Consider the following 25546-nt stretch of genomic DNA (forward strand, 5'->3'; position numbering starts at 1 on the left):
ACCCGGTGCCGGTTCGATTGTCGGTCAAGGCGATCCCCGGCCGCGTCAGGCCTTCTGTTCCTTCAGGCGCTTGACGCACTTGCTGTAATATTGCGGCCATTTCGGCCCCTGGGCCGTCTTCTCGGTGGCGGACAGCGCGCGCCACTCGGCGCCGCACTTCTTCTGCCGCTCGCGCGCGGCGGATTGGGCCACGCTCGGCTCCTTCGCCGTCTGCTCCTTGGCCGTCTCTTTGGCGCTCGGCGCATTCCAAGCTTCCTTGGCCGTTGCGGCCTGGGCGAGGAGGAGCGGCGCGGCCAGCAGGGCGGCGGCGAGGAGACGAGAGAACATCGAGCGACTCCGGTGGGTTGGATTCGGCGGCTTGGCCGTCCACCTCGCATCACAGCCGCATCGGGGGCCAAAGAGCAAGCGCCCTCCACAACTTGCACACGATCGCCCTGGTGATGCTTGGGCCTCAATCGCCGGCGCCCGCCTCCGCGGGCTCAGGCTTCCGCTCCGCTCGATGAGCTTCCAGAACTGACGTTCTGGAAGCTCCCGCTGCGCGCGGCGCTCTTCGCGCCGCGAAGCCGCCCTGCGGCTTCGAGCAACGGCCCTGCCTGGAGCTTGGCCTTCGGCTTGAGCCGTCGGGCCGTTCCGCGCTACCTCGTGAAGTGAGGATGGGCGCGGGCCCGCTTTTCCGGGATGCCAGCATGGCGGTCACGACGGCGCAGCCGATCGAACTCTACACCTGGAGCACACCGAACGGGTGGAAGATCCCGATCATGCTCGAAGAGTGCGGGCTGCCCTACCGGGTCGTGCCGGTGAACATCGGCAAGGGCGAGCAGATGGCGCCCGACTTTCTCAGAATTTCCCCCAACAACAAGATCCCGGCCATCGTCGATCCGGACGGGCCGGGCGGCACGCCTATCTCGGTGTTCGAGTCGGGCGCGATTCTGCAATATCTCGGGCGCAAGACCGGCTGCCTCTATCCGAGCGACGAGCGCGCCCGCACCGCGGTGGACGAGTGGCTGTTCTGGCAGGTCGGCGGCCTCGGGCCCATGCTGGGGCAGGCCCATCATTTCCGAATCTACGCGCAGGAGAAGATTCCCTACGCCATCGATCGGTTCACGGAGGAAGCCAAACGCCTCTACGGCGTCCTCGACCGGCGGCTTGCCGACCACGAATATCTCGCCGACGCGTACTCGATCGCCGATATCGCCGCGCTGACTTGGGCGAAGTTCCACGGCAAGCAGGGCATCGCGATCGAGGATCTGCCGAACGTCCGCCGCTGGCTCGACGCGCTGCTCGCCCGGCCGGCGGTGCAGCGCGGCCTCACCGCGATCTGACACGAGGGCGTCCGACCGGTCCGAGACAGGACGTCCAAGAGGTATTTGTCCGCGGGCCGGCCCACCTGCCGGGGAGCTTCAGGCCGGCCCGCGGGCCCGTCCTGGCGCCGGATTGGAGGCGAGGACAGGCTCCCCAATCTCACCGACGATTGATGCTGCTTTGTGTCCGCCAACGGCCGCGCTCCACCGTGATGGGGGCGCTTGCCGCTACGTGCGCTGTCTTTGTCGATGCGCTGAGGGGTCTTCTCCGCTGGGACGTGCGCAGCGTCGGGAGCCGCCCTCGGAGGGGTGCTGCCAGCGCTCGCGTCGTATCCGGCGCTGATGTCCCGCCCGATGCGGACAGCCCTTTCGCATCGCCGGTCGTAAGCCGTTGCCGACGAACGATTTTACTCATCAAGCATTCGTCGGAACGAAAATCAGAAGGCTTGGCGGTAAATTCCCGCTTGACGGCCTGCCAATACGGACGCAGTCTACATTCGTGCTTCGCGATCGCAAGCACATCGGCCAGTAACCGCGTGGTCTTTGCGTGGTTTGTTGGTGAAAGCTGGAGGAGACAGGGATGACTCCACCGCAGCATGAAGCCGCAACGATAGTCTGAGAACCCGTTCGGTCTTGGACTGAGTGGCCCGCCACGAACACCGGACGGAAGCGGCTCCTTAGGGGCGCAGAAGCGGCCGACACGGCACGACTTCGAACACGCATCAGCCCCACCTGCGGACCGCTTCCGCCGCGGTTTTTATTATCAGTGCGAAGGTTTTCACCGTGCCAGCCGACGAGGCTCGCGCGGATTTCAGCGCGGGCCGTGCTGTTGAAGCGAAGCCGTTCGGCTCTCAACGACGGTGGGGGTTTGCCGCTCCGTCATTGCGAGATTTCGGCCGCGCTCTGTGCGCTTCCGGCCGGCTTACTTGCCCGACAACAGCGGCGACCAGGTCGGGTCCGAGGCGAAGGACGGGGTCGGCACCGGCTGCTCCACCTTGCCGGTGATGTCGACCATGTAGAGCTTGCCCCCGCCCTGACCGCCGGGATCGCGGAAGAACATCACGTACTGGCCGTTTGGGGCGAAGGTCGGGCTCTCGTTGTGGAAGCCCTCGGTCAGCACCCGCTCGCCCGAGCCGTCGGGCTTCATCACGCAGATGGCAAAGCCGCCCTTGCGCTGCCGGGTGAAGGCGATGAGGTCGCCACGGGGCGACCAGGCCGGCTGCGAGGCCGAGCCTTCGCCGAAGGAGAGCCGGCGCGGGTTCGAGCCGTCGGCGCCCATCACGTAGATCTGCTGCGAGCCGCCGCGGTCGGACTCGAACACGATCTGGCTGCCGTCCGGCGCGTAGCTCGGTGAGGTGTCGATCGCGAGACCTTGCGTGACCGGCGTCTGCGCCTTCGAGGCGATATCGACGGTGACGATGTCGGCGTTGCCGCCCTGCTGCACGCTCATCACGAGGCGGCGCCCGTCCGGCGAGAAGCGCGGGCTCGCGCTCATCGAGGCGAAGTTGCCGACCGTCTGACGCTTGCCGGTCTCCAGATCGATCATCTGGACTTTGGGCTGCTGGCCCGGCGCCTGGGTCATGAAGGCGATGTCCTGCCCCGCCGGCGAGTAGCGCGGCGCCACCACCGAGACGTCGCCGCCCCCGGTCAGCGCGCGGACATTGGCGCCGTCTTGATCCATCACCATCAGGCGCTTGCGGCGGTTCTCCTTCGGGCCGGACTCATCGACAAAAGCGACGCGGCTGTCGAACCACGGACCGAGGCCGGTGACCTTGGTGTAGACCGCATCCGACACGAGATGCCCGGTGCGGCGCGCATTGGCGACGTCGGTGCCGTATTGCTGACCCGTGATCTGCTGGCCCGAGGCCACGTCCCACAGGCGGAAGGCGACGGTGAGCCGGCCCGAGGCGTCGCGCCCGACCCGGCCGGTCACGAGCGCCTGGACGCCCGCGCCCTTCCACGCCTCGAAGTTCGGCGCGGCGTCGAAGCTCGGATTCTCAGGGAAGCGCCCCTTCTCCAGCGGCGTGAAGTAGCCGGACCGGCGCAGGTTGTTCGTGATGACGCTGGCGACCAGCGTGCCGAGGCTGGCGTCACCGGCGAAGTCGGCGACGGCGATCGGCATCGGCTGGAAGGCGCCGCTGCCGATGCGGAGCTGCAGCTGCGCCCGCGCCGGTGTCGCGGCGGGCAGCGCCAGGGCGAGGACGCCGAGCGCGGCCGTGAGCGCCGGCAGGAGGGTGCGCCGGGTGAAGGCTGTTCCAGGCATGGGACAAGTCCAGGTCGTTCGGGGAATGCGAGACAGAAAGGCCGATGACGCGGTGGATCGGCGGGTCGAGCCGGCGGATCACACGGGCGAGAACTCGAACTCGGCGTTGATGGCCTTCCAGTCGTTGTAATACGGCGCGTACTGGGCCGGAATCTTGAAGGGTGCGCAGCGCCGCACTGCCCGCAGCGCTGCCTGGGCGATCGACTGATCCACCGAGTTGTTGCCCGCGCGCATGACCCGCGGCTCGGTGGTGAGCGATCCGTCCGGGTTGAGGCGGATGTCGAGCATCGGCAGCACCACGCCCTGCGTCGCTCCGGGCGGCGCTGAGTAGCAGCGCTCAATCTGCTGCTGCAGCATCCCGACGAGGGCGCCGCGCAACGACGGTGACAGGCGCTGGGCGGTGCCAGAGGCCGTGCCGAGCGAGGCCGTGCGCTGCACTTCGCGGCCGGTCGAGCCGGTCGATTGCGAGGCGGCGCGGGTCTGCGTCTCGCGGCTGTCGCCCGGGCTGGTCCTGTTGGCGAGTTCCGCCTGCTGGCGCGCCTTGGCCTCGGCATCGGCCTTCGCTCTTGCGTCGGCCATCGCCTTGGCCTTGGCTTTCGCGGCAGCTTCGGCTTTGGCCTTCGCGTCGGCCTCCGCCTTGGCTTTGGCTTCGGCGACCTGCTTGCGGTGCTCGGCCTCCGCCTCGGCTTTGGCGGCCGCTTCGGCCTTGGCCTTCGCTTCGGCTTCCGCTTCGGCCTTAGCTTCTGCTTTCGCCTTGGCTTCCGCCTCGGCCTTGGCCTCCGCTTTCGCCTTGGCGTCGGCCTTCGCCTTGGCCTCGGCGCGCGCCTTGGCCTTCGCCTCGGCGGCCTTGGCCGCGGCTTCGGCCTCCGCCTGTTCGTGCTCGACCAGCTTCTGCAATTCCTCGCGCTTCTCGGCCTCCGCCTTTGCGGCGGCCGCCTTCGCTTCGGCCGCCTTGGCAGCCTCGGCCTTCGCCGCTTCGGCTTTCGCGGCGGCATCCGCCTTCGCTTTGACCTCGGCCTTGGCCTTCGCCTCGGCGGCCTTGGCTGCGGCCGCCTTCTCGGCTTCGGCCTTGGCCGCGGCGGCCTCCGCTTCTTCCTTCACCGGATCGGCGGTGTCGGCCCGCAGTGGCATCGCATCGACGGCGGCGAGGCGAGTGTCGGCGGTGCGGGTGGGCGCGGCCGGCGCGTCGGTCTTGGCGTTCTCGGGCTCGCGCTGCTCCTGCTTCTCCGCCACGCGATCGGCGCGGTTCGGCTTGTTTTCGGGCTTTTCCGCGTTGAGCTCGCCACGGGTCAATTCGGAGAATTGCTGCTCGGTCAGCACCTCGACCGGCACGCCTTCCTCCCCTTCCGGCAGGACCGGCGCGGCGACGACGAACAGGGCGGCGCCCAGCACGACGGCATGGACCGCGGCCGAGATCCAGACGCCGGGTTCGCGATTTCGAAAAGACTCGGTGAGGGAAGTGGGCCAGCGCAGAGCCACGGTGCCTTGCTCCGCTAATTCGCTTCCGGCTCGGTGACGAGGGCGACCTTCTTGAAGCCGCCGCCGGTCACGATCGCCATCACCTGGGCCACACGCCCGTAATCGACGCGCTTGTCGCCGCGCACGAACACCCGCTCCTCGGTGCCGGTCTTGGAGGTCTGCATGAGCTGGGGCACGATGTCGTCGTCCTTCAACTCGACCTCACCGAGATAGACCTCGCCCGTGCGGCGGATCGAGATCGTGATCGGCTTGACGTCGGAGTTGAGCGGGCTCGCCTTCGATTGCGGCAGGTCGAGGGGGACGCCGACCGTCATCATCGGGGCCGCGACCATGAAGACGATCAGAAGCACCAGCACGACGTCGATGAACGGCGTCATGTTGATTTCGTTGATGGCGCCGTGTCCGCGCCGTCCGCGGCGGCGGCGCTTGCCGCCGCCCTGTGCCGCGCCGTGCGTCATGCCCATCGCGTCTTGCCCATCGATTCAGCTCCCGCTCTCGATCTGCTTCAGGCGCTCAGGCCGCGACCGACAGGCGCTCGTCGATCTGCCGCGACAGGATCGCCGAGAACTCGTCGGCGAAGCCTTCGAGCCGCGATTGCGACTTCGCCACGGTGGCCTGAAGCTTGTTGTAGGCGAGCACCGCGGGAATCGCCGCGAACAGGCCGATGGCGGTGGCGAACAGGGCCTCGGCGATGCCGGGCGCCACGACGGCGAGCGACGTGTTCTTGGAGGCCGCGATCGAGGTGAAGGCGGTCATGATGCCCCAGACCGTGCCGAACAGGCCGATATAGGGGCCGGCCGAGCCGATCGAGGCAAGGAACAGGAGGCGGGAATCGAGCCGCTCGACCTCGCGCTGGATCGTGACGTCGAGCACCTTGTCGATGCGCTGCGACAGCGAGTGGATCTGCCGGCCCGAACCTTCGAAGGAGCGCTTCCACTCCCGCATGGCGGCGACGAACAGCGCGCCGAGGCCGGTGGGCTGGCGGTCGTTGAAGGAGCGGTACAGTTCCTCCAGCGAGCGGCCGGACCAGAACGCCTCCTCGAAGGCGTCCATCTCGGCTTCCGTGCGGCGGAACAGCAGCGTCTTGTCGACGATGATCGACCAGCACCAGATCGAGGCGCCGAGAAGGCCCACCATCACGAGCTTCACGACGAAGTGGGCCTGCCAGAACAGGCCGAACAGGCTCATGTCTGCGACGGGCGCGGCCTGCATGGCATCGGCTGGAGTCATCGAACGATCCTCGCGTCGTCAGGGCCGCGCCGAGGCGCACCGGACTGCCGACTGATCCATTGAGCGATAGGGTTTGAGATCACTCGGGAATCTGTCGAAAGTAAGGGTCGGGGTCAGTCAGGCTCCACCCGTTCCGCGGTGCCATGCGAGCCGTCCCACGCCTGATTCTAAGCCCGTGGCATGGTTAAGAAATCGTTGTCGCAGCCGCGCTGCTCGCGCTTCGAGAAACGCTCGGTGAAGACTGTCGAAGCCGGTGAGCGCATCTGAGATCGGCAAAAAACTTGAAATAGACGTGCGCGGCATTTTTCTACTTGGCCGCCTTATGGCAACGAATGTTTACTTTTGTTGTGCCCTTCACCGTTCTTAAACCAACATATGTAAGGCTATCTCTCGTCGAAACGGGCCGCTTCGGCCCTCAAGCGAGCAGGTGTTTTTTCCCATGATTCTCCGGCGACGGGCATCCCAAGCGGCCGCGCTACAGCCGCGGGAGCATGCAAACACACTTGCCGTTGATTACGCGGCCGTTCTGAACGCGCTCCCGGTCAACGTTCTCGTCCTCCATCCGACGGAGGCGACCATCACCTTCGCGAACCAACGCAGCATCGAAACACTTCGCAGTCTGCGCGAGCATCTGCCGGCCTCCGTCAATCCGGATGCGATGGTGGGCCTCACCATGGACGTGTTCCATAAGAACCCGGCGCACCAGCGCAGCATCGTCGCCGATCCCGCGCGCCTGCCCTGGCGCACCAAGATCCGGCTCGGACCGAAGACGCTCGACCTTCACGTCTCCCCGGTCCGCGACACGGCCGGCCGCTACATTGCCGCCGTGTTGTCCTGGGCTGACGTGACGCCCTTCACCGAATCCATCGCCAGCTTCGACGCCGCCGTCCGAACCGCTCTCGGTGAGGCCACCGCGGCCACCGGCGCGATGCGCGGGGCGGCCGAGCGCGTCCTCTCGGCGACCGACGCGACCTCCCGCGCGGCGGACAGCGCCGCCACCGGCGCGACCGACACGACGGTGAACGTCCAATCCGTCGCCGCCGCCGTCGAGGAACTGACCGCCTCGAACGGCGAGATCACCCGGCAGGTCAACCGCTCCAGCGCGGCGACCGGACAGGCTGTGAATGAGGCAGGCGCGGCCATGGAGAGCGTCAAGGCGCTCTCTGAGACTTCGCAACGCATCGGCGAGGTCGTCGGGCTGATCAGCTCGATCGCCAGCCAGACCAACCTGCTTGCCCTCAACGCCACCATCGAGGCGGCCCGGGCCGGCGAGGCCGGGCGGGGCTTCGCCGTGGTGGCGACCGAGGTCAAGGTGCTCGCCGGCCAGACCGCGCGGGCCACCGGCGAGATCGCTCAGCATATCGGGCTGATCCAGGCGGCGACCGCCCAGACGGTTGCGGCCATCGAGCGGATTTCCGGGGTGATCCGCGGCCTTGACGACGGCGCCACCACCATCGCCGCCGCGGTCGAGGAGCAGTCGGCCACGGCCGGCGAGATCAGCCGGAGCGCCCGCGAGGCGGCCGATCGCACCGGGCTCGTCGGGGGCAGCATCGCCCAGGTCGCTACCACGGCCGAGACCTCGGCCGGCTCGGCCCGCTCGGTCCTCTCCGCGACGACGATCCTCGACCAGCAGATGGAGCAGGTGACGCGGGCGGTTCAGGAATTCCTGGTCGAGGTCAGGCGGATCTGAGACCGGCCGGCGTCATGGCGCGGCGCAGTCCTTCGGGCAGGCGGATCGCGCGTCCGTCCCTGACGCAGGCGACCACGACATCGGCGCGCACCAGCACCTCGTCGCCGCGGCGCACCTCCTGGGCGAGGTGCATCGAGGCGCCGCGCAACTCGCTCGATCGGGTGTGAACCTCGATCCAATCGTCCATGCGGGCGGGCTTGAGGAAGTCGAGGGTCATCTTCCGCACGACGAAGACGAGCCCTGTGCCCTCCGCGTGCATCTCGGACTGGTCACCCGCGAGCGTGCGCAGGAGTTCGGTGCGGCCCCGCTCCATGAAGCGCAGGTAGCTCGCGTGATAGACGAAGCCCGAGAAATCGGTGTCCTCGTAGTAGATGCGCAGCGGAAGGCGGTGCGCATCGGCGCCTGTGGTCGGATCCATGGACGTCCGGGTTCGTGGGGATCCCGTCATTTAGCGGGTCTCGTCATGGGTGGCGAGAGGTCGGGCGGCGCCCTTTCCGGCGAGCCGGCTCGACATCGGCAACGGTGCCTCGAACGGCAAGGGCCGCCCCTTTCGAGGGCGGCCCTGCACGGCAGTCGGGTTCGGGTCGATCAGCCGCCGATGCGGTTCGCCAGGGTGGCCGAGTGGGCGTGCTCGTCGGCGATGTAGGGCAGCGCCTCGTTGGCGAAGGTGCGGCCGGCGGCGCTGTCGCCGTTGCGGGCATAGGTGCCGTAGAGCGCCAGCGTGCGCGCATCGGAGCGGGCCTGCCCGCTGACATAGGCCCGGTCGAAGTCGCGAGCCGAGCGGGCCGAACGCAGGCGCTCGAGGCGCTGCTGGCCATTCGGGCCGAGGGCGACGCGACGGCCGGGCTCGCCCGGGCTGTTGTCGATCAGGCCGACGCCGCCGAGCACGCCGCCGACGATGCCGGTGCCGATGTTGGCGGCCAGCGTCACCGGGGCCAGCACCACGCCGATCGGGTTGTCGAGGCGGGTGGGGATACCCTGCTGGTCGGAGACGACGCGCCCGCTGGCGGTCAGCGACGTGCCCTCGGGCAGCAAGGCGCGGGTGGTGGCCTGACGCTCGACCAGAATCCGGTTGGCGTAGTTGCGCACATGCGGGTTGCGTGAGCGCTCCAGGGCGATCCGGCTGGCTTCGATGCTGGTGGCATCCGAGCGCAGGGCCTCGGCGCGGAAGTCGCGGGTATCGGTTCCGGCGCGCCCGATCGGTGCGTCGCTGCCGATGCGCAGCGGCAGGGCGTCCTGAGCCAGGGCGGGCGTGGCGAGGGCAGCGACGGACAGGCCGAGGGCGGCCAGGACGGTCGTCTTCATGGCGGAGGGTTCCTTGAAGGTCGTGCTGGAATCGTTCGTTGGGCCGGCGCTCCCGAAGAGCGTGGTCGGGCCCTCAACTTGTGCGATGCACGCCTGTTCCGCATACCGCCGGTCACGCCATCGAGAACCACGGATGCGCCGGATTGCCGCTGGAAAGACCGAAAAACCTCGAATAATTTGTTTTATAACAAGGGTTTGTTGTCAATTGGCGTCGCCTTGACGGTCGCTGATACAGTCTAAAATGATTAAGATACGCCGACGTTTTCGTCGATTATGACGCAGACGATATGTGCTCGATGCATCCCTCAGCGCTTCGCGTCTTGGGCTCCGAGCTCAACCACGACGATCTCCGGCGGCACGCCAAACCGCACCGGCGCGATGCTCGTGCCGAGCCCGCCGGAGGTGATGAGATCCGACTGCTCGCGGACATGGCCGTAGGCGAAGCGGTTGCCGTAGCGGGAGGGGACGACGGGAGAGCGGCCGAACAGACGCACCTGTCCGCCATGAGTATGGCCTGAGAGCGTGAGCGCGATCCGCGGCGGCACCTGCGGAAAGATGTCGGGCTCGTGTGCCAGCAGGATCGCGGGCGCGCCGTCTGGGATCTTCGCCAGCGTTCCGGTCAGGTCGTCGAGGCCGATGCGGGGATGGCCATGGCGCTTGCGACCCGGCAGGAGCGCGAGCTGGTCGCCGAGGCCGGCGAGCCAGACCGTGTGACCTTTGACCGAGAGCGGCAGCGCGTCGTTCTCCAGCACGGGGATACCGACGCGCCGAAGCGCCTCGCCCGCGATCGTCGGGCCGGCGCCACGGGCCTGCGCCGTCTTGTCCTCCCACAATCGTGATTGCCGAGGATGGCGTAGGTGCCGAGCGGTGCCGCGAGTTGTCCGAGCACGGGCGCCCACTCGGCGGCGTCCACGTAACGCGTGACGACCCGCATGCCGGCGACGTAGTCACCGAGCAGCACGATCACGTCGCCCTGGAGGGCGTTGGCTGCCGCGACGATGCCGGCGATGCGCGCGGTCGACATCCAGGGCTCGCAGGCATGGATATCAGCCAGCGCGACGATCCGCAGGGTCAAGCCCTCCGGCCAGGGGCCGATCGGCTTCAAGCGGTAGCGCGTCACCGCGAGCCGCATCGGCTCGATGCCGACTGCATAGGCGCCCGTCCCCACCCCGGTCAGCGCCGTCGCGCCGAGCCCGATCAGCACCGTCCGTCGCGTGACGGAGACGGGGCTTCGGCCCTCAGGCATCCGGGTCGTCGCTGCCGCCGAACAGGCCGAACTGCGAGCCGGGATCGCGCCGCGGTTCGGCAAAGCCCATGTGCCGGAAGGCGTGCGGCGTCAGCACCCGCCCGCGCGGGGTGCGCTGCACGAAGCCCTTCTGGATCAGGTAGGGCTCGATGATGTCCTCGATCGCGTCGCGCGGCTCGGAGAGGGCCGCGGCGATCGTCTCGATCCCAACCGGACCACCGCCGAACGAGGCCGCGATCAGGGTAAGATACTTGCGGTCCATCACGTCGAGACCGACAGGATCGACGTCGAGCATCTGCAGCGCCCGGTCGGCGATGGCGCGGGTCACCGTCGTCGCATCCTCGACGATGGCGAAGTCGCGCACCCGGCGCAGCAGGCGCCCAGCGATACGCGGGGTGCCGCGGGCTCGCTTGGCGATCTCGTTGGCGCCCTCCTCCGACATCCCGAGGCCGAGCACCCGCGCGCCGCGGCGGACGATGAGTTCCAGTTCGTCAATCTCGTAGAATTCGAGGCGGATCGGGATGCCGAAGCGGTCGCGCAGCGGCGTGGTGAGCAGGCCCGCGCGGGTGGTGGCGCCGACGAGGGTGAATTTCGGCAGCTCGATCTTCACCGAGCGGGCGGCCGGGCCTTCGCCGATGATGAGGTCGAGCTGGTAGTCCTCCATCGCCGGATAGAGGATCTCTTCCACCGCCGGGTTGAGGCGGTGGATCTCGTCGATGAACAGGACGTCGCGCTCCTCCAGATTGGTAAGCTGCGCCGCCAGATCGCCGGCCTTGGCGATCACCGGGCCGGAGGTCGAGCGGAAATTGACGCCGAGTTCGCGGGCGACGATCTGCGCCAGCGTCGTCTTGCCGAGGCCCGGCGGGCCGACGAACAGGACGTGATCGAGGGCCTGGCCGGTCTTCTTGGCGGACTCGATGAAGATCTGCATGTTGGCGCGCGCCGCCCGCTGCCCGATGAACTCGGAGAGGCTCAAGGGGCGGATCGACTGGTCGGCGTCGTCCGGCCGGCGCTCGGGGCTCAGCAGGGTCTTGCCGGGCTTGGAGGTCTTGTCTTCGCTCACGGGGGTCTCGCGGGGCGTCGGCCGAATGGCACTCGCAAAACGCCCGCTGCGCCGTCGCCCAGAGGGGAAACGGCCGGCGGCGGGGCGTCTCGTGAGGGATTCCAACCTCGCGTTTTGCACATCCTGCACGCCCGCACCACCGCGGCAGAACAGTCCGCTCCCGAGCGGCTTGCGTGCTTCGGCACACGCCGTGGGCGAGGTGGTGAGCGAGTTGGTAACCAACCCCGCCGATGATCGGGCCCTGCACCCGATGAGATCCGCGATGCCGAATGTTATCCCCGCCCTGCGCAGGCCCTGCCGCGCCCGGCTCATCGGCGGCACCGGAGCCGCCCTCGCCCTGTTGCTCGCCGCCCCGCTCCGGGCCGAGTCCGTCTCCGAGCCGCAGCCCGATTCGCGGATCAACCTGCGGATCGAGCCGAAGGCCGAGGCCGCGCCGGAGCCGAAACGCGAGCTGAGGGCCGATCCCAAACCGGAACCCAAGGTCGATCCGAAGCCTGACCCGAAGCCCGACTCGAAGACCGCGCCGAAACTGGAGCGCCCGACCGCCGACACGGTGGCGGTTCCGGCCGACGCGCCCCCGGCAAAGAAGGTGTCGCGGGAATTGCCGCCGGTCGTCTATGCCCGCGTGTCCGAGGATCCGCTGCCGAGCTACACCGCGCAGACCTTCGTCGACACGATGCGCGCCGCCGAGCGCTACCAGGTCTACGCCGAGGCCGGCGGCTGGAAGACGCTGCCCGCCGACTTCGCCCCGAAGCCCGGCGACAGCCACGCCGCCATCCCCTCGCTGCGCCATCACCTCACCCTGACCGGCGACCTTCCCGCCGACGCGCCGCCCTCCGACCGCTTCGATCCGCCGCTGGTCGCGGCCGTGAAGTCGTTCCAGGCCCGCCACGGCCTGCCGGATGCCGGCATCTTCGGCCGGCTGACGCTGAACGCCCTCAACGTGCCGGCCGACGTGCGGCAGCGGCAACTACGCGCCTCGGCGCAGCGGCTGATGGGGTCGAACTTCGGCTTCGGCGAGCGCTACGTGACCGTGAACATCCCCTCCGCCACGGTGGAGGCGGTGGAGAACGGCGCGGTCACCCGCCGCTACGTCGCCGTGGTCGGCTCGCCCGACAAGCAGACGCCCGCGGTCGAGACCCGCATCACCGATGTGAACCTCAATCCGACCTGGACCGTGCCCGTCTCGGTGATCAAGAACGAGATCATCCCGACGATGCGCAAGAATCCGGGCTATCTCGCCAAGAACCGCATCCGCATCCTCGGCCCCGGCGGCGTCGAGGTCGATCCGAATGCGATCGACTGGAACACGCAGAAGGCGACCAACTACACGCTGCGCCAGGATTCCGGCCTCGACAATTCGCTGGGCCAAGTGCGCATCGACATGCCGAACCGCCACGCGATCTACATGCACGACACCCCGTCGAAGTCGCTGTTCGCCGGCTCGGTGCGCTTCCACTCGCATGGCTGCGTGCGCGTCGGTCAGGTGAAGGAGTTCGCCGCTTGGCTGCTTCAGGGCACCGAGGGACCGAACGGGCCGGGCTCCGCTTGGGGCCCGATCGAGATCGAGACCGCTATCGCCGTCGGCGAGCGGCGCGACGTAAAGCTCGTGAAGCCGACGCCGGTCGCCTTCGTCTACATGACCGGCTACGCGACCTCGGACGGCCGTGTGCATTTCCGCGACGACATCTACGGCCTCGATACGCCACCCGCGCCGGCCGCGGCGACGCCGCCCGCCCCCGACGTGACGACCACCGGTGCCATCACGCCCCGCACGGCGCCGGCACCCCGCCCGGCCGCACCGGGCGTCGCGTCGCGTCCCCTGCCGCCCACGGCGCAGGGTGCGCCCGCCAAGCCGGCGGCGGCCAAGCCCGCACCGGTCGGAGCCGCGCCCGTTCCGGCGCCCGCAACCGCCCTGCCGGCTCCGCCGAAGCCGCAGGCCCGGAAAGCCGCGCCACCCGCCCGTGGGCCGGAGAGCGAGCCGGTGCCGATGCCGCCCGGCCTCGTCGGAGGCCGGGGCTGAGGCGCACCGGCGGCGCCGCGTCCCATCCAAAGCAGCGCTGCCATGCGGAGCGGAACAAAGCTTCCCGCTTCCTCATTCTGCCGATCGAGTACCGGCGCGGTTGTCGCCCGTCTGAATTCGATTGCAGAGTGTTAAGGATACCCCCCTCATGGCTAAAGCGAAGCTGCGCGTCCCGAGTGACCGGCTCAACACCCCGACCGATCTCGACCCGAACGACGTCAAGAAGATCTCCGAGGGCTTGACCGTTCTCCTGTCGGATCTATTCGCGCTCTATATCAAGACCAAGAATTTCCACTGGCATGTCAGTGGGCCGAATTTCCGCGACTATCATCTGCTGCTCGATGAGCAGTCCGAGCAGATCTTCGCGATCATCGACGCCGTGGGCGAGCGCGCCCGCAAGATCGGCGGTACGACCCTTCGCTCCCTCGGACAGGCCGAGCAGCTCAAGCGCGTTCCCGACAACAACGCGGATTATGTGAGCCCGCTGGAGATGCTCAAGGAGCTGCGCGACGACAACAAGGCGCTGACCGCCAACATGCGCGAGCTGCACAGCGTCACCGACGAGGCCAACGACGTCTCGACCACGAGCCTCTTGGAAGAGTGGATCGATCAGTCCGAGGAGCGCACGTGGTTCCTCTACGAGTCGACCCGCGAGGCCACCGACAGCGGCCACTGAGCCCTTTCTCGATGTCGAGGAACCGCCGATCCGAAAGGGTCGGCGGTTTTTCTTTGTCTGCGGAGTGTCGCGCGAAAAGGCCGGTCGCGATCGGGGCCGTACGCGGTGATTATCCCCCGACGCTCAGCGTCGCCTTCACGAGGCTCGGGTCGTCCGGAACCGCTTTCTCCACGAAGCCGAGGTGGCGGCAGACCGCTCGCATCGGCCGGTTCTCGGCCAGCACGCTGCCCTCGACCACGGCGATGCCCTCGGCCCTGGCCCAGTCGATCATCATGCGCATGAGGGCGGCGCCGAGCCCCGTGCCCTTGATGTCGGAGCGCACGAGGATCGCGAATTCTCCCGTGTCGTGGTTGGCGTTGGCGTGCAGGCGGACGGCGCCGAGCATGCGCCGGTCCTCCTCCGCCGCATCGTCGAGGGCGACGAAGGCGATGGCACGGGAGTAGTCGAGCTGGGTCAGCCGGGCGAGGAAGGCATGGCTGAAGTCCCGCACCGGCGCGAAGAAGCGCAGGCGCACGTCCTCGGGGTCCACCTGCGCGAAGAAGGCGCGGAACATGTCCTCGTCGTCGGGCCGGACCGGCCGGACATGCACGCACCGCTCTCCGACCTCGATCCGCCGCTCCCAATCGGACGGATAGGGGCGGATCGCGAAGCGCGGGTGCCAGTTGCCGCGGCGGCGCTCCGGCGGGCTCGGCTCCGGCGCGATACGCACCCGCGCGTCGAGGGCGACCGCGCCGTCGGCGTCGGCCAGCAGAGGGTTGATGTCGAGTTCGCGCACCGCCGGCAGGTCGGCGGCGAGTTGGGCGAGTTTCACGAGCAGTAGGGCGATCGCCGGCAGATCCGCCGCCGGCACGTCGCGATAGGCTTCGAGACGGCGGGCCACACGGGTGCGGCCGATCAATTCGCTCGCCAGGGCCAGATCGAGCGGCGGCAGCGCCAGAGCCCGGTCGTCGATGACCTCGACCGCCGTGCCGCCGCGCCCGAACACGACCACGGGCCCGAAGACCGGATCTTCGGCGAGGCCCGCGATCAGCTCCCGCCCCTGCGGCCGGCGCAGCATCGGCTGCACGGCAAAGCCCGCCACCCGCGCGTCGGGGCGGAGTTCCCGGACGCGCGCGATCATGGCGTGAGCTGCCTCGCGCACGTCCGCCTCCGAGGTGAGGCCGAGGCGCACCCCGCCGACCTCGGATTTGTGCACCACGTCCGGTGAGACGAGCTTCAGCACCACCGTGCCGCCGCCCGCGATCAGTGGCCACGCCGCCGCCGCGGCCCCATCGGGATCGGGCGCCAAGGTGACGGGCACCGAGACGATCCGGTAGGCGGTCAACAGCTCGGTCACCGCGTAGGGGTCGAGCCAGGTGCGGCCTTCGGCCAGCGCCTCGTCCACGATGCGGCGCGCGGCGGCGACGTCCGGCGTGAACTCGCGCGGCAGGGCATCCGGCGTGCGCATCAGGTCGTTCTGCGCCTCGCGGTAGCGCACGAGGTGCAGGAAGCCCTCCACCGCGTCGGCATCGGTGGCAAAGAGCGGGATCTTGGCGTCGGCATAGATCGCGCGGATCGCCTCGTCCTCGCCGATCGAGACCGCGAAGACCGGTTTGCGGCGTCCCGCCGAACGCGCCTTGGCGACGGCGCCGGCCACGGTCTCGGCGACCTCACGGCTGCCCGCCCGCGCGGTCGGCACATGGATCGAGACGATCGCGTCGCTGTCGCGTCCGGCGAGAAGCGGTTCCAGGGCACCGACGTAATCGCCCGGCACCGCGTCGATGCCGAGATCGAGCGGGTTGGCCTGCCGGCCGTGCCGCACCGGGGCCAGGCAGTCCTGCGTTGCCGGTGCGGGCTCCGCCAGCGTGCCGCCGAGGTCGGCCAGCCGGTCGGCGGCGAGCGCGCCGATGCCGCGCCCGTTGGAGACGATCATCAGCCGGTTGCCGGGGAAGGGCCGCTGGCGCCCCAGGGTCTCGACGGCGGAGAACATGGCATCGAGCCCGTCCACCGCGAGCAGGCCGGCGCGTCGGAAGGCGGCCTCGTAGACGGCGCCGGGCCGGGCGAGCGCGCCGGTATGCGTCTCCGGCCGGCGGCCGGGCGCATCGTGGCGCCCGGTGCGCAGCACCACGACCGGCTTGGCGCGGGCCGCCGCCCGGGCTGCGGTGAGGAATTTCCGCGCATCCGTGATGTGGTGCAGGGACAGGATGATCGCGCGGGTGTGGAAATCCTCGGCGAAGTGGTCGAGGCAGTCGGCGATGTCGATGTCGGCGGAGCGGCCCAGCGTCATCACCGCGGAGAAGCCGACCCCGTGCCGCCATCCCCATTCGGCGATGGCCGAGGCGACGGTGCCGGATTGCGAGATGAGGGCGAGATCGCCGGGCTTCGGCGGACGCGCGAGCAAGCTCGCGTTAAGGCCGCGTGCCGGGACGCTGAGGCCGACGCTGTCGGGCCCGATCAGCCGCAATCCGTGCCGCCGTGCCGCCGCGTGAGCGGCGCCGGCCGGGGCCGCCTCGCCGACGCCGAGATGGGCGGACAGGATCACCGCCGCGGCGGCGCCGATCTGCCCCGCCTCCTCGACGATGCCCGGCACCGCCGCCGGGGGTGTTGCGATCATCACGAGGTCGGGCGCCTGGGGGATGTCGGCAAGGCGCGGGCTGCACGCCAATCCATCGACGCTGGTCTCGCGCGGATGGACCGGGACGATGTCGCCGGTAAATCCGCCTGCGCGCAGGCCGTCGATGATCGCCCGGCCGACGGAGCCGGGTCGGTCGCCCGCTCCGACCACGGCGATGCGGCGCGGGGCGAGCAGAGCCTCGAATCGATAGGTGCTCATGGGCCGCCTATATCATTTCAAGGCCCGAGGCCGAGCGTCAAACCGCCGTCTGATGGAGCAGATCGACCGCAATCGGCGCGACGGAGCCGCATATGAAGCGCGTAGAGCGAGTACACCTCTGTCCAATACGCGTGTTCGGCGAGCGTTCCTGCCGCCTCAGGCGGCGGGCTTCATCAGCCGCCAACCCCGGTCCGGCTCCCCCTGGCGCGGTTTCACCCGGCCGCTCCTGCGGATAGTGTCACGGATCGGTTCCGGCGATTGCCGGTGCAATCGCGCCCGACAAAGCCCGTTCCCTGCGCGTGCCCCGCATCGCAGGATCGATCCGCCCTCAGAGGAGTTGCCCGTGCCGACTTTCGCGACCCGTCAAGCGATGGTCGAGGCGATGCGCAGGATGCTCGATCTCGGCCTCAGCCAGGGAACCTCGGGCAACCTCTCCGTCCGAACCGGAAGCGGCTTCCTCGTGACGCCCTCCGGGATTCCGGCGGAGCAGCTCAGCCCCGATGACCTCGTTCCCATGGATTTCGACGGGCATTGGGACCATCCGCTGGCCCCCTCCTCCGAGTGGCGCTTCCATCGGGACATCCTGGCGGCCCGGCCCGAGATCGGCGCCGTCGTCCACGCCCATCCCCCTACGCGACCGGTTTCGCGATCTGCGGCCGGGAGATCCCGGCGGTGCATTACATGATCGCGATGGCCGGCGGCCCGACCATCCGTTGCGCCCCCTACGCGCCCTACGGCACGCAGCGCCTCTCGGATTTCGCCCTCGACGCCCTCGAAGGCCGCAGCGCCTGCCTGCTTGCCAACCACGGCATGATCGCCACGGGTCCGAACCTGTCGAAGGCGATGTGGCTCGCCGTCGAAGTCGAGGCCCTGTGCCGCCAATATGCGATCGCGCTGCAGGTCGGCGCCCCGGTGGTGCTGTCCGATGCCGAAGTCGCCGAGACGGTCGAGCGATTCAAGTCTTATGGCCCTCGTGAGAAATCTGGGCATTGAGTTTTTGCATACAGCGGTTTCGATTGGCCTCGATGCAGAATGGTTTGAATTTTGTTTGATGAAATGAGGTTTGATTATAATGATGGTATCAAAATAGCCTTCGGTAATACATAGTAAATTTCAATCTGAGATATAATAACTGAAATTTCTACCGAGAAGCGCGGAAATAGAGTATTTTTTGGATTTTCAAACTCGTGTTTTCCTTCATGTTGTCAGATATATATTTCAAATGTCGGTGGTTTGAGCGTTTTTGAGCTTGGCTTTTTGCAATCGCCGCCGAATCTGGCGCGACGCTCCCGAACGGTACTCTCCCACCGGTCTGCGTAATGATCCCGTCTTGCATTTCGGAATTATACCGTATGTCGGGGTTTTCATGGAGTTCGTAATACGACTTTTATCGCAATAGCCGTGTCAAACGGGCGAAAGATCAATTGATTTTTGGAAGACGCTCAAATTCCATCTTGCAGCCGGACCCATCAAAGGTTAAGTCCTGGATCATTCAGCGCAGTCGCACCGTGCTCGGCAATGATGGCGTCTTCGTTATGGCGCTCGTTGCAGTTCGTCGTTTGCAGATATCGGAAGGGATATTGAGGATGTCGCTTGAGGATGGCTCCGCTGGCGATCACGTGGCCTTGGTTGTCGATATCGTGTCGGCCTATGTCGGGAATAACTCCCTGGCGGTCGGGGAACTGCCCGGGCTGATCACGTCGGTTCATGGTGCGCTGGCACACTTATCGAATAAGCCGAGTGAGCCTGAAGAACCGGCCCCGACGCCGGCTGTCTCGATCCGGCGTTCGATCCAGCAGGATTTCCTCATTTGCCTCGAAGACGGCAAAAAGTTCAAATCGCTCAAGCGGCATCTGCGGACGCGCTACAATCTCTCGCCCGACGAGTACCGCGCGCGCTGGAACCTGCCGGACGACTATCCCATGGTCGCACCGAGCTACGCCGCGACCCGGTCGGAACTGGCCCGGACCATGGGCCTCGGCCAGCAGCGCCGCAAATGGCCCTCCAAGGCGGCACCGGAGACAGTCGCCGAACTGGCCGCCGAACCCGCTAATGAGACCAGCGCCTCGGCGCCGCGTCGCCGTGGCCGGGCCCGCTCCGCGGACGCGGTCTGAGCGCATCGCGCCGATCGACCTTGTCGAAAGCCGGGCCGCCAGCGATCGCCCGGCCTCCGAGCCGTGGGTTTGCGCCGGAGCCGCTTATCCACACGCGATGCGGCTACACTCCGCCAGCGAGGCCAGGATCAGGCCTCGGCGTTAGAAGTCGGGCAACCGCTCGGCAGGAACAGTTCCTGTGTAGTCCGGGCATCGTCCCGGTCTCTCGCGGGAGACATGATGTCCGGCCGGTCGACCATCGCCACGCGCCTGTTCTGGACCGTCGTCCTCGGGGGTGGCGCTGCCATCCGTTATGGAGCACCGGCTCTCGCCGCCACGGGAGCGGCCTGCCTCGCGATCCTCCTCCATCGCCTCGATCGGCCGCGCCGCTTCCGCGCGCTCGTGCGTCGCATCTCCCGGCGCCACGCCGCGACACTAGCCCTGCGACGGCGGCAGGAGCGTTTCCTCGACGCCTACGGCAATACGATCGAGGACGGGTGGCTGCGCGAGCGCGAGTATTTCGTCGAGCGCACCGTCCTGCCGCTCGTCGAAGAGCGCGGCTTTTCCGATTACGCCGAGCCGCGCTTCGAAGAGATGGTGGAGATCGTCGAGCGGGTGGCCTGTGCGCACGAACTGCCTGACGAAATGGAGACGCCGGAAGACGGGATCGCCTACGAGCGATACTGCGCCGAGCTTCTGGGCGAGGCGGGCTGGGATGCCCGGCCCACGGGGGCGAGCGGCGACCAGGGTTGCGACGTGATCGCCGAGAAGGCGGGCCTGCGCCTGATCGTACAGTGCAAGCGCTACGGCCGCCCGGTCGGCAATGCAGCGGTGCAGGAGGTTGCGGCCGCGACCCTGCACTGGTCGGGCGACATGGCGGCCGTGGTCTCGAATGCCGGCTTCACGCCCGCCGCCCGCAAGCTCGCCGGCACCACCGGCGTCCTGCTGCTCCACCACGACGATCTCTCGACACTGGCGCCGGCCCGCCGGGCCGGCCGCCGTGTGCTGGCGGCCGGGCGCTGAGCTTACTCCGCCGGCACAGGCCGGCTGACGGGCCGGTCGGGCAGCGCGACGGCCTTGCGCCGAACCGACAGACGCGCCGCGCGCTTGCGCCACCAGATCACCACGCCGGTAACCGACAGCATCGCGACGACGAGCCCCATGAACGAGATCAGGATGCGGCCGGGCAGGCCGAGGATGCGGCCCGAATGCACCGGGAACTGCGCCTGCACGAAGATGTCGGCGGCGGTGCCGACCCAGGGTTGGCGGTCGCCGATCACCCGGCCGTCCCCGCCATCGAAATAAATCGCCGCCGGGCCGACGCCCGCGGCGCCGTGATCGTCGCCGGGCTCGAAGAAGCGGGCGGTGTAGAAGCCCTGCATCGGCGCGTAGGCGAGCGCGCCGACCGGTTCCTTCCAGCCCCGGCGCTGCCCCTCCGCCTGTGCCGCTTCCAGGATGCGGGCATAATCCACCCCCGGCTCGATCGGCTTGAGCGGCGAGACGAAGGGGCGGGTGTTCGACGGGTCCGGCGTCACCTGCGAGACGCTCGACATCAGCGGCAGGAACACCTCGCGGTAGAGGTTGAGCGAGAACGCAGTAAAGGCGAGCACGAACAGCAGCGCGAAGGTCCAGAGGCTGAAGGCACGGTGCAGATCGAAGGTCACGCGGTAGGGGCTGCCGGCGGTCTTCACCTTCCAGGCCGGCTTCCAGCGCGACCACCATCCTCGGCCGAGCTGCCGCTCGACCGCCGCCGGGCGCTCCGGGTTGGCGGGTTTGCGCACCGGCAGCGTCAGGTAGAAGCCGACGAAGGAATCGAGCATCCAGACGACGGCGACGATCCCGAGCAGCCAGATGCCCCAGCGCTCCTCGCCCCACATCTCCGGCAGATGCAGGGAGTAGTGCAGCTTGTACAAGAACGAGATCAGCGTCTCGCGGGTGATCGGCCAGACCTGACCCCATTCCCGCCGGCCGAGTTCGGCCCCGGTGACGGGATCGAGGAAGACCTGATTGTAGCCGAGCTTGTGCAGGCCGCCGGTCGCCGCATCGACCCGCGGCATCACGAACAGGGACAGCGACTCGCCGGCCTCAGCTGCGAGCGGGAGATAGGCGACGCGGGCGCGTGGATCCCGGGCCTCGAATTGCCGCGCGAGGTCGAGGGTGGGGATCGCCGCACCGCGGCTCTCGACCGTGTGCAGATGCGGGTTCAGCCAATCGTCGAGTTCGTGGTCCCAGGAGATCACCGCGCCGGTGAGCCCCGCCACGAGCAGGAAGGCCGCGATCGTCAGACCGGCCCAGCGGTGAAGAAGGACGAAAACGGAGCGCGCCATCAACCCTCGAGCCTCTTTCCGCGACGGAGCGACCGTCGTCGGAGAAGGAAAGGCGATCCGGCCCTCGGACGAACGAGCCCCGGTCCGGTCAGTGCCTTGTGCGGGCCCTCATGCCTGCGCGGTGAGGGCGAACCCGTCGATAACGGTTGCCACCTCGATGCGCCACCCCTTGGGCGCCCCTTGGCCAACCCTTTGGCCGCCCCTTGAATCGTGCGTGACACGATCACGCGTAAAGATCCGGTAAAGGCCAGCCGGGCGTGCTTCGGCTGGTTTAACAACCCTTAAACCCGCCGCATTTACTGTCTCTGACGCAAGGGGGCGACCCGCCGTGCCGCAGGGCCAGCCGGCGCGTCCGAGGGGATCGATTCGGCGGAATACCGACGCGCGGATCCCGAGCAGGGGAGCACGGTCGCGGGAGGCAAGATCCTTCGAGGACAAGACTCCTTCGAGGATCGGCAGCCCCGGACGCATGGAACGCATGGCGCAGTCTCGCGGACGCAAACCACGCAGCGAACCCACCTTCGATATCCCGGAAGGGAGCGAGCCGGGCCGCCTCGACGTGCGCCTGTCGCGCAACGACCGGTCGGCGGGTGGGCAGCGGGCTTCGGCCGGCCGCCCCGCCTCGGCGCCGAAAGCGCGTGCGCGCAAGGCCTCCGGCGGCGGCAGCGGCCGGCGCCCGCCGCGGCGGCGCTCCTGGCTCGGCCGTCTCGTCTATGCCGGTGTCGTCCTGGGCATCTGGGTAGCGATCGGGCTGGCCGGCCTCATCGCCTATCACGCCTCGCAATTGCCGCCGATCGACCAGCTCGCGGTTCCGAAGCGCCCGCCCAACATCGCGATTCTCGCCAGCGACGGCAGCCTGCTCGCCAACCGCGGCGAGACCGGCGGCCGCGTCGTCTCGATCAAGGAATTGCCGCCCTACCTGCCGCGCGCCTTCGTCGCGATCGAGGACCGGCGGTTCTACGACCATTTCGGCATCGATCCCGTGGGCATCGCCCGCGCGATCACGCAGAACCTGACCCGGCGCGGGGTGGCGCAGGGCGGCTCGACGCTGACCCAGCAGCTTGCCAAGAACCTGTTCCTCACCCCGGAGCGGTCGGCTTCGCGAAAAATCCAGGAGGCGATCCTGGCGCTGTGGCTCGAGCACAAATACTCGAAGGACGAGATCCTCGAACTCTACCTCAACCGGGTCTATTTCGGTGCCGGCGCCTACGGCGTCGAGGCGGCGGCGCAGCGCTATTTCGGAAAGCCCGCCAAGAACGTGACCCTGGCGGAAGCCGCCATGCTCGGCGGCCTCGTGCAGGCGCCCTCGCGGCTTGCCCCCAACCGCAACCTGAAGGCGGCGCAGGCTCGCGCGGCTCAGGTGCTCGCGGCGATGGATGAGCTGGGCTTTGCCAAGAGCGCCGACGCGAAGGTCGCGCTGGCCCAGCCGGCCCGGCCCGCCTCGACCCGCGGCGGCGGCTCGCCGAACTACGTCGCCGACCTCGTGATGGACGTGCTCGACGACTTCCTGCCGAAGTTCGACGAAGACATCGTCGTCGCCACCACCGTCGATGCGAGCATGCAGACGGCCGGCGAGAAGGCGCTCACCGACGAACTCAACGCCAAGGGTGGCCGCTACAACGTCGCCCAGGGCGCTCTCGTCTCGATGCGGCCGGACGGGGCGATCCGCGCCCTCGTCGGCGGGCGCGACTACGCGCAGAGCCAGTTCAACCGCGCCACCACCGCCAAGCGCCAGCCGGGCTCGGCCTTCAAGCCCTTCGTCTACCTCGCGGCGGTCGAGCGCGGCCTGACCCCCGACACGATGCGCGAGGACGCGCCCGTGCGGATCGGCAACTGGGCGCCGGAGAACTACTCGCACAATTATCGCGGCGCGGTTTCCTTACGCGAGGCTCTGGCGCTCTCGCTCAACACCGTGGCGGTGAAGCTCGGCCAGGAGGTCGGCCCGAAGGCGGTGGTGCAGACCGCCCAGCGGCTCGGCATCTCGTCCTCGCTCCAGGCCAACGGTTCGATCGCGCTCGGCACCTCGGAGGTGACGCCGCTCGAACTGGTGGGCGCCTATTGCGCCTTCGCCAATGGCGGCACCGGCGTGATTCCCTACGTCATCGCCTCCATCAAGAGCGCCACCGGCAAGGTGCTTTACAAGCGCGGCGAGGGCGGGCTCGGCCGCGTCATCGACCCCAACGCCGTCGGCATGATGAACGCCATGATGCACGACGTCTTCACCATGGGCACGGCGAAGAAGGCCGAGATCCCCGGCTGGGAGCTGGCCGGCAAGACCGGCACCAGCCAGGAGTTCCGCGACGCATGGTTCGTCGGCTACTCCGCCACGCTGGTGACCGGGGTCTGGCTCGGCAACGACGACGGCGAGCCGACCAAGCGCGCCTCGGGCGGCAGCCTGCCGGTGGAGATCTGGAAGGCCTACATGACCACGGCGCTCAAGGGCGAGAAGCCGGTGGGCCTGCCGGGCATGAACCGCTGGCGGGCGCCGCGGCCCGAGGCGCAGCCTGAGCGGGATTCCGGCCCCGGCGGCCTGATCGGCGCGCTGCTCGGCGAGCCTGAGCAGACGGCCTCCGCCCTGCCCCCACGCTCGGTTCCGCGGGGGCGCGGTCCGAGTCGGGACGATCGCAACTTCCTCGAGAAGCTGTTCGGGGTCGGCGAGTAGCCGCTGCCTGATTCACCCGATGGGAGCGGGTAATCCCTCCCGTCGGGCGGCGGCTGACGAAAAATCGGGTGCGGCCTGACCCGAGCATGCGGCCGTGCGCCACATTCGCGCCACGTTGCAGGCATGACCCTCCGACAGTCGGGAGAGGACCGCGGCCTTCGCCCGCACCTCCTGATTGCCGACGGAAGGAGCCTCCGTGTCGACCCGCCTGCCCGACCGTTGCCCGCATGGCCCTATGGCCTCCGCGAACGGGCCGGGCGCATCATTCTCCGCCGGCCGCCGGAGCCCGATCTGATGCTGCCGCACCATCGCTGGTTCTGGCTTCTCATCCTGCTCGCCGCGGGCGGCGCCGGGCTGCTCTACAACGTCATTTTCGCCGGTGGTGCGAGCCCGGCGGCCGGCTTCACCTACGGCCTGTGTGTCGGTGTCTCGGCGCTGGCCTTCGACCGGGGCGTGCTGCTGGCGGGCGTTCAATCGCGCATCCGGCGCCTGCCCGCCGGGCTCTACGTCGTCGCTGCGGAACTCTCCTACGTGGCGATGATCGTCGTCGGCAACGCGCTCGGCGGCTTCGTCGTCTGGCTGCTCGGCCTGACCGGCGACAGCCTGGAGGAGGCGGTGCGCACCACGCCGCGGGTGCTCGCCTACGCGCTGGCCGTCTCGGCCCTGCTCGTCTTCGTGATCCGCATGCGCGACCTGATCGGCGGCGAGGTCTTCATCAACTTCCTCGTCGGGCGCTACCATCGCCCGGTGGAGGAGGAGCGCATCTTCCTGTTCCTCGACGTGGTCGGATCGACCGCCTTCGCCGAGACCCACGGCGACCTGCGGGCGCAGGAATATCTCAGCGCCGTCTTCGCGACCCTCGCCGAGCCGGTGCGCCGGTTCTACGGCTCGACCGACGATTATATCGGCGATCTGGCCATGATCACTTGGCCGATGGAGCGCGGCCTGAAGGATGCGCGCTGCGTCGAGTGCCTGTTCGCGGTGCGCGAGCGCATCGAGGCGGAGGCGGAGGGCTGGGAAGCGCGCTTCGGCACCGTGCCGCGCCTGCGGGCGGGCCTGCATGGCGGCCCGGTGGTGACGGCCGAAGTCGGCGTCGACCGGCACAAGATCGCCTATTTCGGCGACGCCGTGAATGTCGTCGCCCGCGTCGAGGCTTTGTGCCGCCCGCTCGGCGTCGATACCTTGATCTCCGAGGATCTGCTGAAGCGGCTGCCGCGGCTGCCCGAGGGTGTCGTGGTGAGACCGCTCGGCACCCACGCCCTGCGCGGGCGCGGGCAGCCCCTCGCCGTCGCGACCCTCGAACGCAACGGAACCGCCGCATTGGCCGAGGAGACGGCGCCGCGGATCGCCGCTGCGCCGTAGGACGGGCGAACCCG

General features: G+C 68.6%; 18 protein-coding genes and 2 pseudogenes. 9 read left to right on the forward strand and 11 right to left on the reverse strand.

Annotated elements, in window-relative coordinates; genetic code table 11:
• Positions 1-45 precede the first annotated feature (45 nt).
• Complete coding sequence (locus MSPGM_RS24635) at positions 46-327, reverse strand: hypothetical protein (protein ID WP_003602801.1); 282 nt, start codon at positions 325-327, stop codon at positions 46-48.
• A 359-nt stretch (positions 328-686) separates the two neighbouring features.
• Between MSPGM_RS24635 and MSPGM_RS24640 the strand changes: the two genes are divergently transcribed.
• Positions 687-1322: a glutathione S-transferase N-terminal domain-containing protein gene (locus MSPGM_RS24640; protein WP_003602803.1), complete on the forward strand. Its 636-nt coding sequence runs from the start codon at positions 687-689 to the stop codon at positions 1320-1322.
• Between the two features lie 901 nt (positions 1323-2223).
• Here MSPGM_RS24640 and tolB read toward each other — a convergent pair.
• The 4 genes from tolB to tolQ form a co-directional block, all read right to left on the reverse strand.
• The gene (tolB, locus tag MSPGM_RS24645) at positions 2224-3564 is read right to left on the reverse strand and encodes a Tol-Pal system beta propeller repeat protein TolB (RefSeq protein ID WP_003602805.1); all 1341 of its coding nucleotides are present in this window, start codon (positions 3562-3564) and stop codon (positions 2224-2226) included.
• A gap of 78 nt (positions 3565-3642) precedes the next feature.
• On the reverse strand, positions 3643-5043 hold the full coding sequence (tolA, locus tag MSPGM_RS24650) for a cell envelope integrity protein TolA (protein ID WP_003602807.1): 1401 nt from the start codon (positions 5041-5043) through the stop codon (positions 3643-3645).
• A 14-nt stretch (positions 5044-5057) separates the two neighbouring features.
• Positions 5058-5507 carry an ExbD/TolR family protein gene (locus MSPGM_RS24655; RefSeq protein ID WP_003602809.1) on the reverse strand — a complete coding sequence of 150 codons (450 nt, stop codon included), beginning with the start codon at positions 5505-5507 and terminating at the stop codon, positions 5058-5060.
• 49 nt (positions 5508-5556) lie between these two features.
• Positions 5557-6273, reverse strand: a complete 717-nt coding sequence (gene tolQ / locus MSPGM_RS24660) for a protein TolQ (RefSeq protein ID WP_003602810.1) — start codon at positions 6271-6273, stop codon at positions 5557-5559.
• 658 nt (positions 6274-6931) lie between these two features.
• Here tolQ and MSPGM_RS24665 point away from each other — a divergent pair.
• Positions 6932-7963 carry a methyl-accepting chemotaxis protein gene (locus MSPGM_RS24665; RefSeq protein ID WP_244426822.1) on the forward strand — a complete coding sequence of 344 codons (1032 nt, stop codon included), beginning with the start codon at positions 6932-6934 and terminating at the stop codon, positions 7961-7963.
• On the opposite strand, the gene ybgC is transcribed toward MSPGM_RS24665, so the two are convergent.
• From ybgC to ruvB, 4 genes and pseudogenes are all read right to left on the reverse strand, one after another.
• Entirely contained in the window at positions 7950-8381 is a 432-nt protein-coding gene (gene ybgC / locus MSPGM_RS24670) for a tol-pal system-associated acyl-CoA thioesterase (RefSeq protein ID WP_003602815.1), read from the reverse strand. The genes MSPGM_RS24665 and ybgC overlap by 14 nt on opposite strands.
• A gap of 170 nt (positions 8382-8551) precedes the next feature.
• Positions 8552-9268: a DUF4142 domain-containing protein gene (locus tag MSPGM_RS24675; RefSeq protein ID WP_003602817.1), complete on the reverse strand. Its 717-nt coding sequence runs from the start codon at positions 9266-9268 to the stop codon at positions 8552-8554.
• 305 nt (positions 9269-9573) lie between these two features.
• Positions 9574-10514: pseudogene (locus MSPGM_RS24680) on the reverse strand (metallophosphoesterase).
• Complete coding sequence (gene ruvB / locus MSPGM_RS24685; protein WP_003602820.1) at positions 10507-11577, reverse strand: Holliday junction branch migration DNA helicase RuvB; 1071 nt, start codon at positions 11575-11577, stop codon at positions 10507-10509. The pseudogene MSPGM_RS24680 and the gene ruvB overlap by 8 nt, the downstream one beginning before the upstream one ends.
• 262 nt (positions 11578-11839) lie before the next feature.
• On the opposite strand from ruvB, the gene MSPGM_RS24690 reads away from it, so the two are divergent.
• Positions 11840-13600 (forward strand): L,D-transpeptidase family protein, encoded by a 1761-nt coding sequence (locus MSPGM_RS24690; protein WP_015857637.1) that lies wholly within the window; start codon positions 11840-11842, stop codon positions 13598-13600.
• 148 nt (positions 13601-13748) lie between these two features.
• Complete coding sequence (locus MSPGM_RS24695; protein ID WP_003607126.1) at positions 13749-14276, forward strand: Dps family protein; 528 nt, start codon at positions 13749-13751, stop codon at positions 14274-14276.
• Between the two features lie 109 nt (positions 14277-14385).
• Here the strand turns inward: MSPGM_RS24695 and MSPGM_RS24700 are convergent, their stop codons facing one another.
• On the reverse strand, positions 14386-17088 hold the full coding sequence (locus tag MSPGM_RS24700) for a bifunctional acetate--CoA ligase family protein/GNAT family N-acetyltransferase (protein WP_015857638.1): 2703 nt from the start codon (positions 17086-17088) through the stop codon (positions 14386-14388).
• Between the two features lie 343 nt (positions 17089-17431).
• On the opposite strand from MSPGM_RS24700, the pseudogene MSPGM_RS24705 reads away from it, so the two are divergent.
• The 3 genes and pseudogenes from MSPGM_RS24705 to MSPGM_RS24715 all read left to right on the forward strand — a co-directional run bounded on the left by MSPGM_RS24705 (position 17432) and on the right by MSPGM_RS24715 (position 20204).
• A pseudogene (locus tag MSPGM_RS24705) lies at positions 17432-18081 on the forward strand (class II aldolase/adducin family protein).
• Between the two features lie 593 nt (positions 18082-18674).
• Positions 18675-19202, forward strand: a complete 528-nt coding sequence (locus tag MSPGM_RS24710) for a MucR family transcriptional regulator (protein WP_003606370.1) — start codon at positions 18675-18677, stop codon at positions 19200-19202.
• A gap of 219 nt (positions 19203-19421) precedes the next feature.
• On the forward strand, positions 19422-20204 hold the full coding sequence (locus tag MSPGM_RS24715; protein ID WP_043767053.1) for a restriction endonuclease: 783 nt from the start codon (positions 19422-19424) through the stop codon (positions 20202-20204).
• Positions 20205-20206: 2 nt separating this feature from the next.
• Here MSPGM_RS24715 and MSPGM_RS24720 read toward each other — a convergent pair whose 3' ends face one another.
• On the reverse strand, positions 20207-21508 hold the full coding sequence (locus MSPGM_RS24720; protein ID WP_015857640.1) for a PepSY-associated TM helix domain-containing protein: 1302 nt from the start codon (positions 21506-21508) through the stop codon (positions 20207-20209).
• Positions 21509-21986: 478 nt separating this feature from the next.
• On the opposite strand from MSPGM_RS24720, the gene MSPGM_RS24725 reads away from it, so the two are divergent.
• A complete protein-coding gene (locus MSPGM_RS24725; RefSeq protein ID WP_209688150.1) occupies positions 21987-24170 on the forward strand; it encodes a transglycosylase domain-containing protein in 2184 nt (727 codons plus the stop codon).
• Between the two features lie 294 nt (positions 24171-24464).
• A complete protein-coding gene (locus MSPGM_RS24730; RefSeq protein ID WP_043767055.1) occupies positions 24465-25532 on the forward strand; it encodes an adenylate/guanylate cyclase domain-containing protein in 1068 nt (355 codons plus the stop codon).
• The last annotated feature ends 14 nt before the right edge of the window (positions 25533-25546 follow it).

The sequence above is a fragment of the Methylorubrum sp. GM97 genome (assembly GCF_024347855.1).
Classification (GTDB): domain Bacteria; phylum Pseudomonadota; class Alphaproteobacteria; order Rhizobiales; family Beijerinckiaceae; genus Methylobacterium; species Methylobacterium extorquens.

What these genes read in the sequence shown, in the direction of transcription:
- MSPGM_RS24635 (WP_003602801.1), bottom strand. Translation starts at nt 327, where the DNA reads ATGTTCTCTCGTCTCCTCGCCGCCGCCCTGCTGGCCGCGCCGCTCCTC.
- MSPGM_RS24640 (WP_003602803.1), top strand. Translation starts at nt 687, where the DNA reads ATGGCGGTCACGACGGCGCAGCCGATCGAACTCTACACCTGGAGCACA.
- tolB (WP_003602805.1), bottom strand. Translation starts at nt 3,564, where the DNA reads ATGCCTGGAACAGCCTTCACCCGGCGCACCCTCCTGCCGGCGCTCACG.
- MSPGM_RS24655 (WP_003602809.1), bottom strand. Translation starts at nt 5,507, where the DNA reads ATGGGCATGACGCACGGCGCGGCACAGGGCGGCGGCAAGCGCCGCCGC.
- tolQ (WP_003602810.1), bottom strand. Translation starts at nt 6,273, where the DNA reads ATGACTCCAGCCGATGCCATGCAGGCCGCGCCCGTCGCAGACATGAGC.
- MSPGM_RS24665 (WP_244426822.1), top strand. Translation starts at nt 6,932, where the DNA reads ATGGTGGGCCTCACCATGGACGTGTTCCATAAGAACCCGGCGCACCAG.
- ybgC (WP_003602815.1), bottom strand. Translation starts at nt 8,381, where the DNA reads ATGGATCCGACCACAGGCGCCGATGCGCACCGCCTTCCGCTGCGCATC.
- MSPGM_RS24675 (WP_003602817.1), bottom strand. Translation starts at nt 9,268, where the DNA reads ATGAAGACGACCGTCCTGGCCGCCCTCGGCCTGTCCGTCGCTGCCCTC.
- MSPGM_RS24690 (WP_015857637.1), top strand. Translation starts at nt 11,840, where the DNA reads ATGCCGAATGTTATCCCCGCCCTGCGCAGGCCCTGCCGCGCCCGGCTC.
- MSPGM_RS24695 (WP_003607126.1), top strand. Translation starts at nt 13,749, where the DNA reads ATGGCTAAAGCGAAGCTGCGCGTCCCGAGTGACCGGCTCAACACCCCG.
- MSPGM_RS24700 (WP_015857638.1), bottom strand. Translation starts at nt 17,088, where the DNA reads ATGAGCACCTATCGATTCGAGGCTCTGCTCGCCCCGCGCCGCATCGCC.
- MSPGM_RS24710 (WP_003606370.1), top strand. Translation starts at nt 18,675, where the DNA reads ATGTCGCTTGAGGATGGCTCCGCTGGCGATCACGTGGCCTTGGTTGTC.
- MSPGM_RS24715 (WP_043767053.1), top strand. Translation starts at nt 19,422, where the DNA reads ATGTCCGGCCGGTCGACCATCGCCACGCGCCTGTTCTGGACCGTCGTC.
- MSPGM_RS24720 (WP_015857640.1), bottom strand. Translation starts at nt 21,508, where the DNA reads ATGGCGCGCTCCGTTTTCGTCCTTCTTCACCGCTGGGCCGGTCTGACG.
- MSPGM_RS24725 (WP_209688150.1), top strand. Translation starts at nt 21,987, where the DNA reads ATGGCGCAGTCTCGCGGACGCAAACCACGCAGCGAACCCACCTTCGAT.
- MSPGM_RS24730 (WP_043767055.1), top strand. Translation starts at nt 24,465, where the DNA reads ATGCTGCCGCACCATCGCTGGTTCTGGCTTCTCATCCTGCTCGCCGCG.